Here is a 15,432-nt window from a genome sequence, read left to right as displayed (position 1 = left end):
CGAACGAAGCCACCGGAGCCTGACTCCGAATAGCCGCGGTTGCCCGAGGCACGCGCCCGACAATCGCTCCGCTCAGTCGCGGCTCGGCCCCACCTCCACCAACCTCGCAAACCGCCCCAGTTCGACCAACCGCTGAGGCGTCCCCGGCATATGCCCCAAGAGCCCCGGCGAGTACACCAGCCTCGCGGCCCACTTGGCGCGCGAGATGGCGACGTTCAGCCGGTTGCGGTTGATGAGGAACTCCATGCCGCGCGGCACGTCCGCCGCCGAGGAGGCTGCGAGCGTCACGATCGACACCACGGCCTCCTGCCCCTGGAACTTGTCGACCGTGCCCACGCGCACCTCCCCCAGCCCTGCGGCGGCGAGCGCGCTCATCACCTCGCCGCGCTGAGCGTTGTACGGCGTCACCACAATGAAGTCCGCCTGCGTGAGCGGATCCTCGACGCGCCCCGCCGCCGGATCGGTCCACAACGTCCCGAGCAGCTCGCGCACCATCCGCACCACCTCCGCGGCCTCCTCGGGAGACGACGTCGAACACCCCGCATGCGGCACGGGCACCGCGACCAGCCCGGGCTCCACCCCGGCGAGCATCCGCGACAGCGTCGACGCGTGCGACACCAACGCCCCCGCATAGGAGAGGCGCGAGACGGGCCCGGCCACCGCATCGGCCATGCGCCTGCTCTGCCCCAAGAAGTAGCCGAACTCCGCCGGCAGCACGTCGTGACCCGCGCTCAGCCAGTCGAGCGCCGGCGTGTCCACGGGCGCCGGGTGCACGCCCTGCGTCACCGCCGGCAGCTGTTGCGGGTCGCCCAACAGCAGCAGGCGCGACGCCGACTGCGCCGCCGCGATGGTGTCCGCCAACGCGAACTGGCCGGCCTCGTCCACCACCAGCAGGTCCAGCTGGCCGGGCGTGATGCGCTTGGGGTTGGTCATGTCCCACGCCGTGCCGCCGATCACGTACCCGCCCGGGCGCTCCGCGGCGAAAGCGGCATGACCGTCCCTCGCGATGGCCGTGAACCGCACCGGCGCGGCCGCATCCTTGGGCACCTTGCCCACCAGGCGAGGGTCCACGCCCGCCTCGACCACGGCGTCGAGCATGTGCTCCACGACGGCGTGCGACTGCGCGACCACGCCCACCTTCCATCCGTGCTGGCGCACCAGCGCGGCGATCGCGTGCGACCCCACGTAGGTCTTGCCCGTGCCAGGCGGCCCCTGCACCGCCACATAGCTACGATCCAGGCGCCACAGTGAGTCCACGAGCGGCCCGACGGTGTCGTCGGGATCACTCGCCGGCGTCAGTTCCGCGCCGCTCACTCGCGGCGGCACGCGCCGCAACAGGTCCGATGCCGGGTCCGCCGGCCACCGGTCCGCGCCCGCCACGCGGTCGCCCCAGGCCGCGATGGCCGCCTCGATCGAGGCCGTGTTCGGCGGCTTGGCGGGCGTGAGCGCGGTCGGCATGGAGGTCCACGTCTCGCCCTGCTTCTCGGTCTCCTCGATGTCGACCCAGTCGTCGCCTTCGGCGAGTACCGTCACCACATGCGCGGTGCGCTCGCCCACGGCTGCGCGCGACGCGTAGGGGGCATCGTCATAGAGGGCGAATGGCTGGGCGCCCGCGAAGCGCGAGCCCGGCGCGGGCACCCCGTGGAGCCTCACGTGACGGCGCAGAACGCGCTGCTTGCCCTCCTTGAACCAGTCGCGCAGCACCTCGCCGTGGGAGACGTCGAACACGTCGCGCGTCTCCGCCCAGTCCTCCTTGGGATCGGTGAGGCGTGCGAAGTGGTCGTGCCAGAAGGACTTGCGCTCCCTGCGGTGGTAATCCACCGCCGCGCCCGCGATCCGGTAGGCGGCGGCATCGGTCGCGTCGCTCGCCTGCGCCGCGCGCGCCTCGAGCGCGACCTCCAGGGCGGACGGGCCGGCATCGGCGTCCGTGTCCTCGCTCGCCCCGGCCTCGGCGGGGACGTCGGGTGCGTGCGGGGTGACGCCGTGCTCGGCCGCGCGCTCCAGCAGCCAGTCCCGCAGTGCCAGGGTCGAGCGGCAGTCGTAGGCGTTGTACTGCTCGATGTCCGCCAGGCGCCGGGTGTAGTCCGTGGTGTCGCCTGCCTCGCGCGCGGCACACGCCTCCGCGTACTCCACGATCGAGTCGCCCGCGTTGTCCACGCCCTCGCGATGCTGGTCGCCCATGTAAAGCGGCTCGAGTTTCTTGATCGAATACGACGCCGAACCCACCCGCAGCGCCCGCCGGACGATCGGATAGAGGTCCACCAGGGCATCGGCCCTCAGCAGGTCATCCACGGCATGCTCGCCGATTCCCCAGCGCGCCGCCATCGCGAACAGATGCGTGCGCTCGTAGGGGGCGTAGTGGTAGATGTGCATGCCCGGGTGTGCGGCCCTCAGCTCAGCCACGTGAGCGAGGAAGGCGGTGAGCGCCTCGCGTTCGCCCGCGAAGTCGTGAGCCCACAGCCGGTGGAACTCGCCCGCGGCGTCGACCCAGCCCCACAGATAATCGAGCCCCCAGGTGGCGCCCTCGCCCTCGGAATAGAGCGGGTCGCCCTCGAAGTCGAAGAAGATGTCGCCGGGGCTCGGTGCGGGGATCATGCGCAGCGCCTCCGCATCCACCACCTCATACGGGGAGGGGCGCCCCGCGTGGCGCTGGCCTGGAGGCGGGCCTGCTCGCGCAGACGGTCGAGGGTTTCCCGGCCGATGCCCGGGACGGGTCCCGTACGTGCCGCCAGGTCGGCGGTGGTGACGATTCCCGCGGCGTGGAGGCGCTCGCGCTGGCCGCGGCTCAGGGTGGCGACCGTGAGGATGTCGTCGGTCGCCTCGATTTCTGTCTCGCAGTGCGGGCACGCGCCGCAGATCGTGTAGCGAGGGTCGTTCCAGGCGACGGGCGGTCCGTTGGTGGCGCCGTCGCGTTGGCGCTCGCGGACCATCGCCAGCAGCCGGTCCCGGCGCAGGTGCAGCACCGGAGCGATGTCCGCGTGCGAGTAGTCGGTGCGGGTGCCGTCGCCCAGCACCAGCGAGACCGTGGGGTGCACCCGCATGCCCATCGCCTCGAGCGCCTCCGCATAGGCGGCGAGTTGGAGTAGCGCGGTGACCTTGGCGCTGCGGGCCAGTTTGGTGTCCTCGACCCTGTACGTGCCGTCCGCCTCGAGGACCACGAAGTCCGCGTAACCCACGTAGCGGGCGCCGTCGTGGACGCTCTCGAGCGCGGCCTGGGCGACCACCGGGGCGCGGTGTGTGAGGGCCTCGCGGGTGAGGCGGTGGGCCTCCGCTGTGGTGACGCCCGCCGCGCGATCGGGGCGGGGGATGACCACGACGGCGTCGCCGTGCTGGTGCCTGTAGCGCTCGAGGACGCGCTGCTCGTGCTGCGCACCCAGCACGCTGGTGCGTTCCAGCATCGCGTCCGGGTTGTCGGGGAGCGGGGCGATGCGACCCTGCCTCGCGTCCAGGTCTCGCAGGAATCCGAACTCGCACGCGGAGGCGCGAGCGAGCTCGCTCGCGCTCCACGTGATCACGTCGCCTTCGATGTGCATGTGGGTCCCCTCAGACTGTGGCGCTCAGCCTAGCGACGGGCAAGAAGGGTTGCACTTATGAATGAAAGTAGGGCACACTTGCAACTTCAGTGAGTGGGGAGAGGACATGCCGGAACTCGGTTCGTCGACAGTGTTTGCGGATCCGGCCGAGCGTCGAGAGGCCGCGCGGTTGGTTGCGTTTCTCGAGCGGTCCATGCCGGAGCGCGGTGAACGACTCGCCCTGGCCGGAGCGCCCGAACTGACGCCCGATTTCGCCGACCTTCTCGCGCGTGTCCTTCGCGAGATCGCCGATGGGCACACCGTGACGGTGGGCAGCATTCCACCCGAACTCACGACCACAGTGGCAGCTGAGCAGTTGGGTGTCAGCCGGACGACTCTGATGAAGTGGGTGCGCACGGGTGAACTCCCCTCGCACAAGGTGGGTACGCACACGCGGGTCAAGACCGCCGATGTGGTCGCGCTGAGGAACCGGCGGATCCGGGCGCAACGGGCGGCACTCGAAGAGTTGCTCGCTCTCGAGGATGACTTCGACATCGAGTGATGTCGGGGCGGTGCGATAGCGTCTCGACATGCCGACGAGGGTGCTGCTTGATGCGAATGTGCTGATGTCGCGCACTTTGCGAGACGCAATCTTCCTGATTCAGATCGAGTCGCCCGGGATGTTTGCGACCTGCTGGACCGAGGACATCCTCGCGGAGACGCTCTATCACTTGCGACGACGCAACCCCGGCTCGATGGTCGCGTCGTCGCGGCTGTGCGTGACAAGGTGTCCCAGGTCATGAGCGAGCGGATAGAGGGCTATCCCATTCTCGAGATGCCCGGTCTGGCGGATAGAGACGATCGCCATGTCCACTCGGCCGCCGTCGCAGGTCAGGTGGGCATCCTCGTGACCGACGACCGTGGCTTCCTCGACCTCGACCCCGCCTCGATGGGTGCACTCTCGTACGACATCGTCAGCGCAGACGGCTTCTTGGTGCTCGCTGATGATTCCGGTCCGGACGCCGTGCGTCGCATGGTGCGCAGGCAGTGGGAGTACTGGCGAGGGCGCGATCCCGCGTCGGACTTGCCGGCGCGATTCGTGGCTGCTGGTTGCCCGGCATTTGCAGAACGCGTGGCGGGCCACATCCGTGAGCTTTGACGCTCATCGGGCCGTTTCCCGTCAAGGCGTCACCGATCCGCGCGCAATGCCGCCGCGGACAAGGTTGCCGCCCGGGGACGGGGTGATCAGCGGGGCACGGGCATGCTGTCGCACCCGCCCGCTACGGTGTTCACCACCAGCCCGGGCACAGGCGCGCGGGCGTGAAACGGACACCTTGCCGAGGGGGCGCACCACGATGACCGCAACGACAACCGATGGGGCCAACGAGCCGTCGACTTCCGCCATCGCCTTGCCCGCCGACTTCCAAGAGCGAGTGTTCAAGGCCATCGCCGTGCAGCGGCCCGCGGCGACGGCGTACATCAAGGAGCTGCGCCGGAAGGACCCGACCGCGTCTCCTGTCGCGATCATGAAGAAGATTGAGTCGCAGTACGTGGCGACCACCACCACCGCGAGCGCCGCTGCGGGTGCCTCCGCGAGCATCCCCGTGGTCGGGATCCCCGTCGCGATCGGGCTCGGGGTCGCGGACCTCCTGTTCTTCTACGAGACGACCGCGCTGTTTGCCCTGTGCATGGCCGAGTTGCGTGGCATCCCCATTGACGACCCCGAGCGCGCCAAGGCCGTCGTGCTGGGCGCGCTGTTGGGGGAGAAGCGCAAGAGCCGTGTGACGGAGATCGTGATGTCGGCGCTGCCGGCAGGGGCCACCATCTCGGGTGCGCGCGCGGTCGCGGGCGCCGCCGTCCCCGCGGGCGGCGCGAAGTGGGGCGACCTGCTCGCCCAGCAGCTCCCCGACTCCGCACTGGTGCCAGTCACCATGGTGCTGGCGCGCGAGGCGATCGCCAAGGGCGCGACCATCGCGGGAGTGCGGGTCGGCTCGAAGGCCGTCCCCGTGATCGGTGCCGTGGCGGGTGGCGTCACCTCGTACTACTTCGGCAGCGGCGTCGTGAAGTCCTGCCGCGAGGGCTTCTCCGCACCCGCCGAGCAGTGGCCCGAGTGGCTTGAGCTCACCGACTCGGATGGCGACGGAATCCCCGACCCCTCGAAGGCGGTGGTCGCGATGCGGTCGGCGGCGGACTCCGCCAAGGGCTTCGGCGAGAGCGTGTGGAGCCGGGTGGTCGAGGCCACCGAGGCATTCCGCAAGGTCGACGTCGACGGTGACGGCGAACCCGAGGAGGCGCGTGCCGTGACGGCGGTGAAGTCCGCGGGGGCCGCCACGGGCGCGGCGGTCGGAGGGGCTGCCCGTGCCGCCGCCGCCAAGGCCGGCGACGCGGCGGGTGCCATCGGAGGGCTGATCAAGCGAGCCACGCCCTCGCGGACCAGGACGCAGGCGGGAGGCGAGCCCGCCCCCGGCGAGTAGTGCCGGGGCATGCCCGGCATCGTCCCCTCTGGCCAGGACGCCCTCACGCCGTGAGCACGTCCTCGCCCACCACGGGAATCCCGTACGCGCGAGCCTTGCTTGCCTTACCCGACTGCGACGCGGGATCCTTTGCCACGACGGCCCGCACGCCCTTCTTGACGCCGGGCCACACCACCAGCCCGCGCGACTGCGCGATCGCGGTGAGTTCGCGCTTGCGGTCCATCGACATCCCGGTAAGTACCACCATGTCACCCGCGTGCAGCTCTACCTGGGTCGATGCGGTCGCCACTCGGGAGGCCGCATCCGCGAGCAGCGCCTCGACCTCAAGGTCCTGCAGTTCCAGCAGGGAGGCAAGCTGGATGACCGCGGCCTGCTCGTCGGCGCTGAAGATGGCGTCCTCGCACGCAAGGTCCACCACACCCAGGAGGTACTTGCGGTGGAGGACCGCGACATCGTGCACGCCGAGTCCCAGCGCTCCCGCGAGTCCCTCGAGCGCGCGGCGCTCAGGCGTGGAGATCCTTCGATCGAGCAGTACGCGATCGAGCAGGTCGAGGTACTCGTCGCCGCCCGGGACGTCCGAGTGCGCGGTTGCTGCGAGGCGTCGCGTCACGTCCGCGAGCAGGCTGCTTCCTGGGGACGATGCCCCTCTCGGGACCGCCCGCGTGGCCAGTCGCGGGGGCGTGGGCCAGGCGATCGACTCTCCGAAGGCGAGCCACTGGTCCCACACGTCCCGCCGGGGCGAGCGTTCCATGTAGGCGGCGAGCAGGGAGGCGGTGGCCGTCGCGTCCGCCAGTGCGGCGTGGGCATTGTCGAGCGGGATGCCAAAGTGGTCGCAACACGCGCTGAGCTTGGCCGGTGCGCCGAACTCACGCGCCATGCGCATCGTGCACAGCGTCATGTCGCGGGTGAGGTCCAGCGGCCAGCCGGCGCGCGCATACTCGGCCGTGAGGAACGACGCATCGAACGCGCTGTTGTGCGCGACGAGGACTCGTCCCGCGAGCATGCCCGTGAGGTCGCCGGCGATCTGGCCGAATGTGGGCGCGAGACGCGCGTCCCTGGCGTCGATTCCGTGGATGTGCTGCGCGCCCAGGTCGCGCTGGGGATTGATCAGCGTCGTGTACGAGTCCTCCCGCTTGCCTTCTGGGTCGACGAGCACGACCGCGATCTCGCAGACGCGGTCGGAGTGGTTGTATGCGAAGCCGGTGGTCTCCAGATCGACGACGGCGAATCCGGCCATTCCAGCCCCCTCAGCGTGTGGTGCCCGATAGGGCGAGAATAGCGGGGGAGTTATCCCCAAGGCTGTCCGTCGCGCGCGGGGCTTGATAAGTTGGGCTTATGAGCCTCGAGTCCGAGTACCGCGACGCGCGACGCGACGAGGCGACTGCGCGCGTGCGTCGCATCCTCGTCCTGCGGGCGATGGCGGCAACTGGGATGTCGCAGCGTGAGATCGCCGCCACCCTAGGAATCTCGCAGCCTGCGGTGAGCCAGCAACTGAAGTCGGCTCCTGCACTCGATGGCGTTCATCCACGCGAGCTGCTGGCGGCGGCGACGCCGGTGATCAAGGCACTCGCGGCCGAGCGAGGCTACGCACGACTTGCGGTCTTCGGGTCGGTTGCACGCGGAGTTGCCACAGAGCAGTCCGACATCGACCTCCTGGTCCAGGCGCCCGAGGGGACGTCGTCGCTGGAGTTCGTGGGCTTTCGACAACTCCTGGTCGACATACTTGGACGGGAGATTGACCTGGTCGATTATGGAGGGATTCGCCCCGGAATCGACGACGATGTCACTCGTGAAGCCGTGCCGCTGTAATGCACCTGCGCGCCGCGAAGGAGATCCTCCACATGGAGGCGTGGCTCCACCGCGCGGAGGAGATCGTCGCGCGCGGACCCGATGCGTACCACTGCGACGACATCCTTCAGGAGGCTGGGGACTCGCTCATGATCAAGCTCGGTGAGTCCGCCAACCGGCTTGCGCGGCTTGGCGTGGTCGCGCCGCCAGGGGTCGATTGGGCCCTGGCCATCGCCAACCGCAACTTCGTCGTCCATCAATATGACCAGATCAACCGGTCGATGACGTGGGCGACGCTGGCCACTGACCTGCCCAGGTGGAGGGTCGCGCTCGCGCCGTTGATCGCTGCCGCAGCCGCGGAGATCCGACGTTCTCCTCCGTAGCGCGCGGGCAACTGACCTGCTGGCTACGTCACTGGGCCCGTGCGCACGCCGACGCGATCATCACCACGGAGATCCGCGGCGCCGCTGACCTCACAGCGACCTTCCACGCGGCGTCGGCGACCGGCTGAACGGTCTCGTAGTGGCGCGGTGGGAGGCGTGCCCAAAGAGCTCGAGGGCCGGGGCTTCGCCCCGGCGGCGGTCACGCATCGACTACTCATCGCTCTTCACATTGACGACTGAGGGTCGCCCACATCGACGACTGGGCAGGCTCGGTGCGCGACATTCCGAGTACTGCCGGTGCTGAACTTGACGATGTGCTGGCGCGCTGGCGCCGCGCTCGTCAGCGCCGACACCGTCGACGCTGCCGCCGCCAGCCTGCGCGGCTTCGTGCGCAGCGTCGACGCCGAAGAGCCGGTGCTCACGGTGATCACCGGCACTGGTCAGTCAGACCGGTGGGCGGATGGGGTCACTGTGGTCGCGATCGGCGCCTTCGGTCCATGACGAGGGCGCGCGCCGCCGAGCGACTGGGTTCGCGGCGCATCGTCCCGCGCTACCGGCCTGTCACACCCGTGCGCCACAATGGCGACCGTGCCAGCGACCGCACGCGCCCTGCGCCTCCTCCAACGTCTCGAGGAGGATGCCGCGTGGCGCCTGCTGCGCGCCGACAACGCCGCGATCGTTGCCGCACTCCTCAAGGAACACCTCGACGGCGACGCGAATAGGCGCGATGCCGAGGACCTCTACGAACGCATCGATGCCGATCTCGACGACCTGCGCACCCACGGGCTGAGCCTGCCGCAGACGGCGCAGGCCTACGTCAAGGCGTGGCGCGACGCCGGGTTCCTGGTCCGCCGGACCACCCCCGACACGCGCACCGAGACTCTCGAGCTGTCCGGCGCGGGCCTGGCGGCGTTGCGCTTCTTGGAGTCGCGCGACGCGCCGCGCCGGTCGCTCACAGAGTCGCGCCTCGCGAGCCTGTCGGCGCAGTTGCGCCAACTCGCGATCGACACCGATCCCTCCTCTGAGCGCAGGCTCGCGCGCCTGCGAGAGGAGCGCGCCGCGATCGACGCACGCATCGCCGCCATCGAGGAGGGTCGGGACGATGCCCTGGCGGGGGAGCGCGCGACGGAGCGAGTTCAGGACCTGTTGGCTCAAGCGGCCGAGGTCCCCGACGACTTTGCGCGCGTTCGCACCGAGTTCGAGCAGCTCAACACCCTGTTGCGGCGGCGGATCCTCGAGTCGGGGGAGTCCCAACGGGAAGTGCTCGACGACGTGTTCCGCGGTGTGGACCTCATCGCGGAGTCCGACGCGGGACGCTCGTTCGCGGGCTTTTCGGCGCTCGTGCTCGATCCCGCGCTGGGCACGGCCTTCGAGGAGGACGTGCGCCATGTGCTCGAACGCGACTTCGCCCGCGCGCTTAGCATCGCCGAGCGGCGCGCCCTGCGAGAGTTCCTCACGACCCTCAAGGACCGCAGCGCCGAGATTCACGACGTGATCACGCAGTTCGCGCGCGGCCTGCGACGCTACGTGCGCTCACAGGACTACCAGCGTGATCGCGTGCTTCGCGGGCTGATCCAGGAGGCACTGGGCGAGGCGAGGGAGTCGGCGTCCGCGATCAAGCCGTGGGCGCAGCTGGGCGTGGAGCTCGCGCTCACCCACGTCGAGATCCGCAGTGCCGGTGCCCTCACCCTCCACGACCCGGCCGAGATGAACGCGCCGCGCGAGGTCGAGGCCCACGCGGGTGAGGTCGCTGACCTCGCCGCGCTGCGCGCGCTGGCGCGCGCCACGGAGATCGACTTCGACGAGCTCACGAATGATGTCAACGCCGCCCTCGGCCGTGCCCGCGCACACGACGCCACGGCCGTCGTGTCGGTGGGGGACGTGCTTGCGGTGAACCCCGCTACCCAAGGCGTCGCGAGCGTGGTCGGGCTCCTCGCGCTCGCTGCGCGCTGGGGCATCGTCCCTGCCGAAGCCGAGCCAGAGGAACTCCACTGGACCGGTGCCGACGGCGCCCGCCGCCGCGCCCGCGTCGCCCGCCACGTCTTCACCGGAAGGATCCCATGAGCCAGGCCGAGCAGGACCCCACGTCGCCTCTCACTCCCGATCTCACTGCGGCGGGCGAGGCCTTCAACGCGCGGCCGCGGCTGTGGCCGGGCGACACCGGCACGCTCGTCGATGGCTCGCGGCGCGCGCTGCTGTCCCTGGTCCGTGGCCCGTACCTGTCGCGCGACCGCGAGCCCCAGAACTGGGCGGCGCTGCTCGCCGACGTGACGGAGATCCGTTCCCGTCTCAACGACCTCTTCCTGGACCTGGTGCTCGACACCGACGCCGAGGTGGCGTTCGTGAGGTCGGTGGCGGGGGAGGGGAACGATGCCCCGGTCGCGGTGCGTTCGAGGTCGCTGACGTACCTCGACACGGTCATGCTGCTGGCATTGCGACAGCGGCTCATCCACGACGACGGTCACGGCCGCGTGATCGTGGGACAGGACGAGCTCTACGAGGAGCTCCAGGTGTTCCGCACCCCCGACCGCGACGAGGCCGACTTCGTCAAGCGGCTGAACTCCTCGTGGGGCACCATGGTGACCAGCCTGCGCGTCCTGCACACCGTCGAGGAGGGGAGGGCGGAGATCTCGCCGGTGGTGCGGCTGCTCATCGATGCGGACCGCGTGCGCGAGCTGCGCGCGGCGTTTGAGTCCGTGCGCGAGGAGGAGCGATGACCGCCGAACTCGATCTGGGGCTGGGGCTTGCGAACGCGGCGCGGCATCCGCAGTGGCGGCTCGCGCGCGTCGAACTCGTTAACTGGGGAACGTTCGATGGCCACCATGGTGTGGACGTGGCACGCGAAGGTCACCTCTTCACGGGCGCCTCCGGATCGGGCAAGTCCTCGATCCTGGACGCGATCGCCGCCGTGCTCACTCCTGACAAATGGATCACCTTTAATGCGGCCGCCCTTGACCAGGGTGCGGGCCGCGAGGACCGCAGCCTGGTCAGTTACGTGCGCGGAGCGTGGAGCAAGGAGGCGGACGAGTTCGAGGACCGCACGGTCTCCTCGTACCTGCGCGGGGGCGCCACGTGGTCGGGCATCCTGCTGCGCTTCGAGGACCTGGAGTCGGAGCCGGTCACGCTCGTGCGACTGTTCCACGCGCGCGGCACGGGCACCGACAAGAAGGCGGTCAGCGATGCGTGCGTGATCACGCGCGGGCGCGAGGGACTGCTCGACTTCAGGGATTACGCGGCTCGCGGCCTCGAGGTGCGCCAGCTGAAGGCTGCGCTCAGTCCCGTGGTGGTGACGTCAGGGGCTCCCACGGCGGGTTCTACGCGAGAATGCGGACGCTACTGGGCATTTCCAGCGACAACGCACTCAAGTTGCTCCACAAGACCCAGGCCGCCAAGAACCTGGGCACCCTCGACACGCTGTTCCGCCAGTTCATGCTCGACCTGCCGCGCACGTTCGAGCGTGCGGACAACGCCGTCGAGCAGTTCGGTGAGCTGCGCGAGGCCTACGAACACGTGGTGGACCTGCGCCGCCAGGCCGATCACCTGCGGGTCGCGGTGGATGCAGCCGGTGACTTCGCCGAGGCCTCCGCGACGGTGGTCGAGGCTGAGCGGCTGGGTGAGCTGGTCCAGCGCTACGCGGACCAGGTCAAGCGGGATCTGGCGGAGCAGGCGCTGCACGATGCCGAGGTGGCCTTCGCGACCACCGCCCAGGACGTGGAGCGCACCCGTGCGACCGCGAGCGAGGCGCACGGCGCGTGGGATGCCGCGCGCATAGCGGCGGCGCGGATGGGCGGCACTGAGGCCACCCAGTTGCGCGCGCGCATCGAGGATGCGTCGCGGCGGGTGGGAGAGGTCGCGGCGGAGCACGAGCGTTTTGCGGCGCGGCTGCGCGCGTCGGGGATCGATGTGCCCGGCTCGGCGGCCGAGTTCTCCGAACTTGTCGTGGCCGCGCGGCGCGAGCTGGAGGAGCCGCCGCCCTCGGCCATCGAGTACGGACTTCACGACGCACACTCCGCCGCGCGGCGTGCCGTCGACCATCTGGTCACGGAGCTGGACGCGCTGAGGCACCGCCGCTCCAACCTCGACGCCGGACTCTTGCGGGTGCGCGAATGGATCGCGGGCGAGGTCGGGGTGCCGGAGGGCTCGCTGCCGTTCGCGGGCGAGCTCATCGACGTGCGCGACGAGCATCGGGAATGGAGGGGCGCCATCGAGCGGGTGCTGGCGCCGCTGTCCACCGCGCTCCTGGTGCGGGCCGACATGATGAGCGCGGTGCGCCGCCTGGTCGACGGCAGGCACCTGGGCGTGCGCCTGGTCCTCGAGGAGGTCCCGCTCGAGGTGGAGGCCCCGCCCCGGGTGTCCGATCCCTCCTCGCTGGTGCACAAGGTGACCGTCGCGGACGGTCCCTATGCGGCCTACCTCAATCGGCGCATCGGTCGGGATTTCGACGTCGCATGCGTCGACGGGCCCGACGGGCTCGCTGCCGTCGCGCGCGGCGTGACGCGCGCCGGGCTCTACAAGCGTTCCTCGCATCGCTACGAGAAGAACGACCGCCACGCCGTGGATGACCGTGCGACGTGGGTGCTGGGCGGCTCCAACGACGCCAAGGTCGAGGTGCTGCAGGAGCGTCTGGGCGCCGCGCGCCGCGAGCTGGCCGCGCGCGAGGCGGCGGTCGCCTCCGCGGACCGGGCCCGTCAGGTGGTGCTCGAGCGCCGCCGCACCCTCGAGGACGTGGCCGCCATGGAGTACTCGCGCCTCGATGCTGACCAGGCGCGACGCGCGGTCGAGGCGTTGCGCCGCGAGCTCGAGACTCTCGTGAGGCCCGACAGCGACCTCGACCGAGCGTTGCAGCATGAGCGCGAGGCGCAGGCCTCCTACGAGGAGCTTCTGGTGGTCGCGCGTGCCGCCGAGACCGCGCACCTGCGCGCGGAGAGCGAGCGCGACCGCTACGCCCACATCCTTGCGACCGTCGCCGAGGTCGATGCTCTCGACCCCGGCGACGCCGCGGCGGTGGACGCCCGGTTCGCGGCGGTGCGGCGATCACGCTCGATCGACACGATTGACCGCACGGCGAATGAGGTGGGCGCGGCCTTGGCGCGCGAGGTGAAGGAGGCCCAGGGCAGGGTGCGCGCCGCCGAGTCGCGGTTTGTCGCACAGGCAGCCACCTACAAAGCGACCTGGCCCGCACAGGGGCCGACCTTGCCGCCGACATCGCGGACCGCGCGGGCTTCTCAGCGTTGCTCGACGGGATTGTCGCGCGGGGTCTTCCCGACCACGAGGGCAACTTCCAACGGCTGCTGCGGGAGCGTTCGCGCGACACGCTCATCCACCTGCGGGACGAGATCCTGGGCGCGCCCCGCCGTGTCGAGGAGCGCGTCGAACCCGTCAATGCGTCGCTGCTGCGGTCGCCGTTCGATGCGGGCAGCCACCTCGAGATCAGGGTCAAGACACGCCGCACGGGCGAAGTGGAGGACTTCCTCGCGGACCTTCGTGCGGTGGTCGACGGGACGTGGGCGGAGGAGACACTCGCTTCCGCCGAGAAGCGCTTTGCAGTCCTGCAGCGGGTGATGACTCGGCTCGGGTCCTCGCAGTCCGCCGATCGCGCGTGGCGCGCCAGGGTGCTCGACACCCGCGAGCACGTGACGTTCCTGGCGCGGGAGCTCGAGGCGGACGGCACGGTGAGGTCGGTCCATGACTCCTCCGCGGGACTGTCGGGCGGGCAACGTCAGCGGCTCGTGGTGTTCTGCCTGGCAGCGGCCCTGAGGTATCAGCTCGCGTCCGAGGACGAGTCGGTGCCGCGCTACGGGACCATCGTCCTCGACGAGGCCTTCGACAAGTCCGACTCCACCTACACGCGCATGGCCATGGACATCTTCGTCGAGTTCGGCTTCCACATGGTCCTCGCGACGCCCCAGAAGCTGCTGCAGACGCTTGAGCCCTATCTGGGGGCCGTGACGTCGGTGTCGAATCCGTCGCGCCGGGCCTCGAGCATGGCGCACGTGCGGTTCGAAACGGAGGGGGAGTGAGCGCCCCCGTGACGCCTCTTGATGTCGCGACCCGGGCATCGTCCCTCTATGCGCGCGAGGCGCGGGGCTGGGCGGCGGCGGCCGCGCCGTGGCCGGTGCTCGAGCTGCCACTGCGCCCGCCAACGGAACGTGCGGCGCTGGACGACCTCGAGGCAGCCCGCGCGTGGGTCGCGCGGTGGCGGACGGCCGATGTGGAGTGGCCCGTGTCCGTGGAGTGGGGCGTGCGGAACTGGGCGCGCGTGGGCGCGCAGGAAGTTCCCGTGCGCGTGCGCGTCGAGGGGGCCGATGCTGTGGTCTTGGTCGCGTCGCGTGCCCGGCAGGCGGTGGGGGACGAGTGGGCGGTGATGCGGTCGCGATGCGTGGATCTGCGGGCGTCGTTGATGCCGCTGGCCGACGACTCTGCGGCGGTCGAGACGGCGCTGCGCCGGCATGCGGGTTCCGTTGCACTCTTGCCCGCGGCGGACTTTGCGGTGCTGGCCGACGTGGTCATGTGGCTCGCAGAGAATCCGGTGTCCGGGCGTCGCGTGCGGTCGCTGCCCATTCGCGGGATCGACACGAAGTGGCTGGAGCGTCATCGAGGCATGGTGACGGGGCTGGTATCGGCGGTGACGGGCAGGTCTGGGCTGGGGTTGCTGGGCGCGCCGGTGCTGGTGCGCCTGCGCGTGCTCGATCCCGCGCTCGCGGTGGGCGGACTGCGCGACGTGACCGCTCCGGTGGGGGAGGTGGCTGGGCTCGAGGTGGCGCCGCGCGTGGTTCTAGTGACGGAGAATCTCGAGACGCTGCTCGAGCTTCCCGATCTTGACGGGGTGATCGCGTTTCACGGAGCGGGCTACGCAGTCGACGCTCTTGCCGCGATTCCGTGGCTCCGGCGTGCGCGGGTGCTCTATTGGGGGGACCTGGACTCGCAGGGGTTCGCGATTCTCAACCGGGCACGTGCGGCGGGGCTCGAGGCCGCGTCGCTGTTGATGGACACCTCGACGCTTGTGGCGTACCGCGACCTGTGGGTGCGCGAGCCGGTGCCCTTCACGGGCGAGCTGGGGTTGCTCAGCGGGGCCGAACTTTCCACGCTCGCGGAGTTGCGGCGCCACGGTGGGGTGCGGCTCGAGCAGGAGCGGATCCCGTGGGACGTGGCGCTCGCCACGCTGCGGGCTGCCGTTTCCGCGCTTGTGGATTGAGTTCTGCCTGCTATTTCTGTGACTTTGCGCGGGGCGGCGTCCGTTTTGTCGTGATTGTCTGACCCTGTGTGTTGACTGTT

General features: G+C 70.3%; 14 protein-coding genes and 1 pseudogene. 12 read left to right on the top strand and 3 right to left on the bottom strand.

Features of this window, described 5'->3' with window-relative positions:
* Positions 1-72: 72 nt before the first annotated feature.
* Together QUE44_RS06355 and QUE44_RS14045 are read right to left on the bottom strand one after the other, a co-directional pair.
* Complete coding sequence (locus tag QUE44_RS06355; protein WP_350226913.1) at positions 73-2,595, bottom strand: AAA domain-containing protein; 2,523 nt, start codon at positions 2,593-2,595, stop codon at positions 73-75.
* Positions 2,592-3,533 (bottom strand): PD-(D/E)XK nuclease family protein, encoded by a 942-nt coding sequence (locus tag QUE44_RS14045; protein ID WP_350226912.1) that lies wholly within the window; start codon positions 3,531-3,533, stop codon positions 2,592-2,594. The genes QUE44_RS06355 and QUE44_RS14045 overlap by 4 nt, the downstream gene beginning before the upstream one ends.
* 106 nt (positions 3,534-3,639) lie before the next feature.
* On the opposite strand from QUE44_RS14045, the gene QUE44_RS06350 reads away from it, so the two are divergent.
* The 3 genes from QUE44_RS06350 (at position 3,640) to QUE44_RS06340 (ending at position 5,986) form a co-directional block, all read left to right on the top strand.
* Complete coding sequence (locus QUE44_RS06350) at positions 3,640-4,074, top strand: helix-turn-helix domain-containing protein (protein WP_286216518.1); 435 nt, start codon at positions 3,640-3,642, stop codon at positions 4,072-4,074.
* A 237-nt stretch (positions 4,075-4,311) separates the two neighbouring features.
* A complete protein-coding gene (locus QUE44_RS06345) occupies positions 4,312-4,671 on the top strand; it encodes a PIN domain-containing protein (protein WP_286216516.1) in 360 nt (119 codons plus the stop codon).
* Between the two features lie 196 nt (positions 4,672-4,867).
* Positions 4,868-5,986, top strand: a complete 1,119-nt coding sequence (locus tag QUE44_RS06340; protein ID WP_286216515.1) for a hypothetical protein — start codon at positions 4,868-4,870, stop codon at positions 5,984-5,986.
* Positions 5,987-6,029: 43 nt separating this feature from the next.
* Here the strand turns inward: QUE44_RS06340 and QUE44_RS06335 are convergent, their stop codons facing one another.
* Positions 6,030-7,223 carry an exonuclease domain-containing protein gene (locus QUE44_RS06335; protein WP_286216514.1) on the bottom strand — a complete coding sequence of 398 codons (1,194 nt, stop codon included), beginning with the start codon at positions 7,221-7,223 and terminating at the stop codon, positions 6,030-6,032.
* Positions 7,224-7,321: 98 nt separating this feature from the next.
* Between QUE44_RS06335 and QUE44_RS06330 the strand changes: the two genes are divergently transcribed.
* From QUE44_RS06330 to QUE44_RS06295, 9 genes and pseudogenes are all read left to right on the top strand, one after another.
* The gene (locus QUE44_RS06330) at positions 7,322-7,795 is read left to right on the top strand and encodes a nucleotidyltransferase domain-containing protein (RefSeq protein ID WP_286216513.1); all 474 of its coding nucleotides are present in this window, start codon (positions 7,322-7,324) and stop codon (positions 7,793-7,795) included.
* Between the two features lie 32 nt (positions 7,796-7,827).
* The gene (locus tag QUE44_RS06325; RefSeq protein WP_286216512.1) at positions 7,828-8,157 is read left to right on the top strand and encodes a HepT-like ribonuclease domain-containing protein; all 330 of its coding nucleotides are present in this window, start codon (positions 7,828-7,830) and stop codon (positions 8,155-8,157) included.
* A gap of 297 nt (positions 8,158-8,454) precedes the next feature.
* A complete protein-coding gene (locus tag QUE44_RS06320) occupies positions 8,455-8,658 on the top strand; it encodes a hypothetical protein (protein ID WP_286216510.1) in 204 nt (67 codons plus the stop codon).
* Positions 8,659-8,745: 87 nt separating this feature from the next.
* Positions 8,746-10,221 (top strand): DUF3375 domain-containing protein, encoded by a 1,476-nt coding sequence (locus QUE44_RS06315; RefSeq protein WP_286216508.1) that lies wholly within the window; start codon positions 8,746-8,748, stop codon positions 10,219-10,221.
* Positions 10,218-10,874: a DUF4194 domain-containing protein gene (locus QUE44_RS06310; protein ID WP_286216507.1), complete on the top strand. Its 657-nt coding sequence runs from the start codon at positions 10,218-10,220 to the stop codon at positions 10,872-10,874. Before QUE44_RS06315 ends, QUE44_RS06310 begins: the two co-directional genes overlap by 4 nt.
* Positions 10,871-11,098: pseudogene (locus QUE44_RS14040) on the top strand (ATP-binding protein); the annotation flags it as partial. The gene QUE44_RS06310 and the pseudogene QUE44_RS14040, both read left to right, overlap by 4 nt.
* Positions 11,099-11,481: 383 nt before the next feature.
* Positions 11,482-13,719 carry a hypothetical protein gene (locus tag QUE44_RS06305; RefSeq protein WP_286216506.1) on the top strand — a complete coding sequence of 746 codons (2,238 nt, stop codon included), beginning with the start codon at positions 11,482-11,484 and terminating at the stop codon, positions 13,717-13,719.
* A complete protein-coding gene (locus tag QUE44_RS06300; protein WP_286216505.1) occupies positions 13,719-14,177 on the top strand; it encodes an SbcC/MukB-like Walker B domain-containing protein in 459 nt (152 codons plus the stop codon). The genes QUE44_RS06305 and QUE44_RS06300 overlap by 1 nt, the downstream gene beginning before the upstream one ends.
* The gene (locus QUE44_RS06295) at positions 14,174-15,352 is read left to right on the top strand and encodes a Wadjet anti-phage system protein JetD domain-containing protein (RefSeq protein ID WP_286216504.1); all 1,179 of its coding nucleotides are present in this window, start codon (positions 14,174-14,176) and stop codon (positions 15,350-15,352) included. Before QUE44_RS06300 ends, QUE44_RS06295 begins: the two co-directional genes overlap by 4 nt.
* Positions 15,353-15,432 lie beyond the last annotated feature (80 nt).

The sequence above is a fragment of the Demequina sediminis genome, from assembly GCF_030296675.1.
Taxonomy (GTDB): Bacteria; Actinomycetota; Actinomycetes; order Actinomycetales; family Demequinaceae; genus Demequina; species Demequina sediminis.
Note: the sequence above shows the minus strand (reverse complement) of the source record. Positions and strands in the feature narration are given on the sequence as shown.

Bases quoted from the DNA above. Each gene is read 5' to 3' on its own strand.
- QUE44_RS06355 (WP_350226913.1), bottom strand. From the start codon at position 2,595: ATGATCCCCGCACCGAGCCCCGGCGACATCTTCTTCGACTTCGAGGGC.
- QUE44_RS14045 (WP_350226912.1), bottom strand. From the start codon at position 3,533: ATGCACATCGAAGGCGACGTGATCACGTGGAGCGCGAGCGAGCTCGCT.
- QUE44_RS06350 (WP_286216518.1), top strand. From the start codon at position 3,640: ATGCCGGAACTCGGTTCGTCGACAGTGTTTGCGGATCCGGCCGAGCGT.
- QUE44_RS06345 (WP_286216516.1), top strand. From the start codon at position 4,312: ATGAGCGAGCGGATAGAGGGCTATCCCATTCTCGAGATGCCCGGTCTG.
- QUE44_RS06340 (WP_286216515.1), top strand. From the start codon at position 4,868: ATGACCGCAACGACAACCGATGGGGCCAACGAGCCGTCGACTTCCGCC.
- QUE44_RS06335 (WP_286216514.1), bottom strand. From the start codon at position 7,223: ATGGCCGGATTCGCCGTCGTCGATCTGGAGACCACCGGCTTCGCATAC.
- QUE44_RS06330 (WP_286216513.1), top strand. From the start codon at position 7,322: ATGAGCCTCGAGTCCGAGTACCGCGACGCGCGACGCGACGAGGCGACT.
- QUE44_RS06325 (WP_286216512.1), top strand. From the start codon at position 7,828: ATGGAGGCGTGGCTCCACCGCGCGGAGGAGATCGTCGCGCGCGGACCC.
- QUE44_RS06310 (WP_286216507.1), top strand. From the start codon at position 10,218: ATGAGCCAGGCCGAGCAGGACCCCACGTCGCCTCTCACTCCCGATCTC.
- QUE44_RS06305 (WP_286216506.1), top strand. From the start codon at position 11,482: ATGCGGACGCTACTGGGCATTTCCAGCGACAACGCACTCAAGTTGCTC.
- QUE44_RS06300 (WP_286216505.1), top strand. From the start codon at position 13,719: ATGACTCGGCTCGGGTCCTCGCAGTCCGCCGATCGCGCGTGGCGCGCC.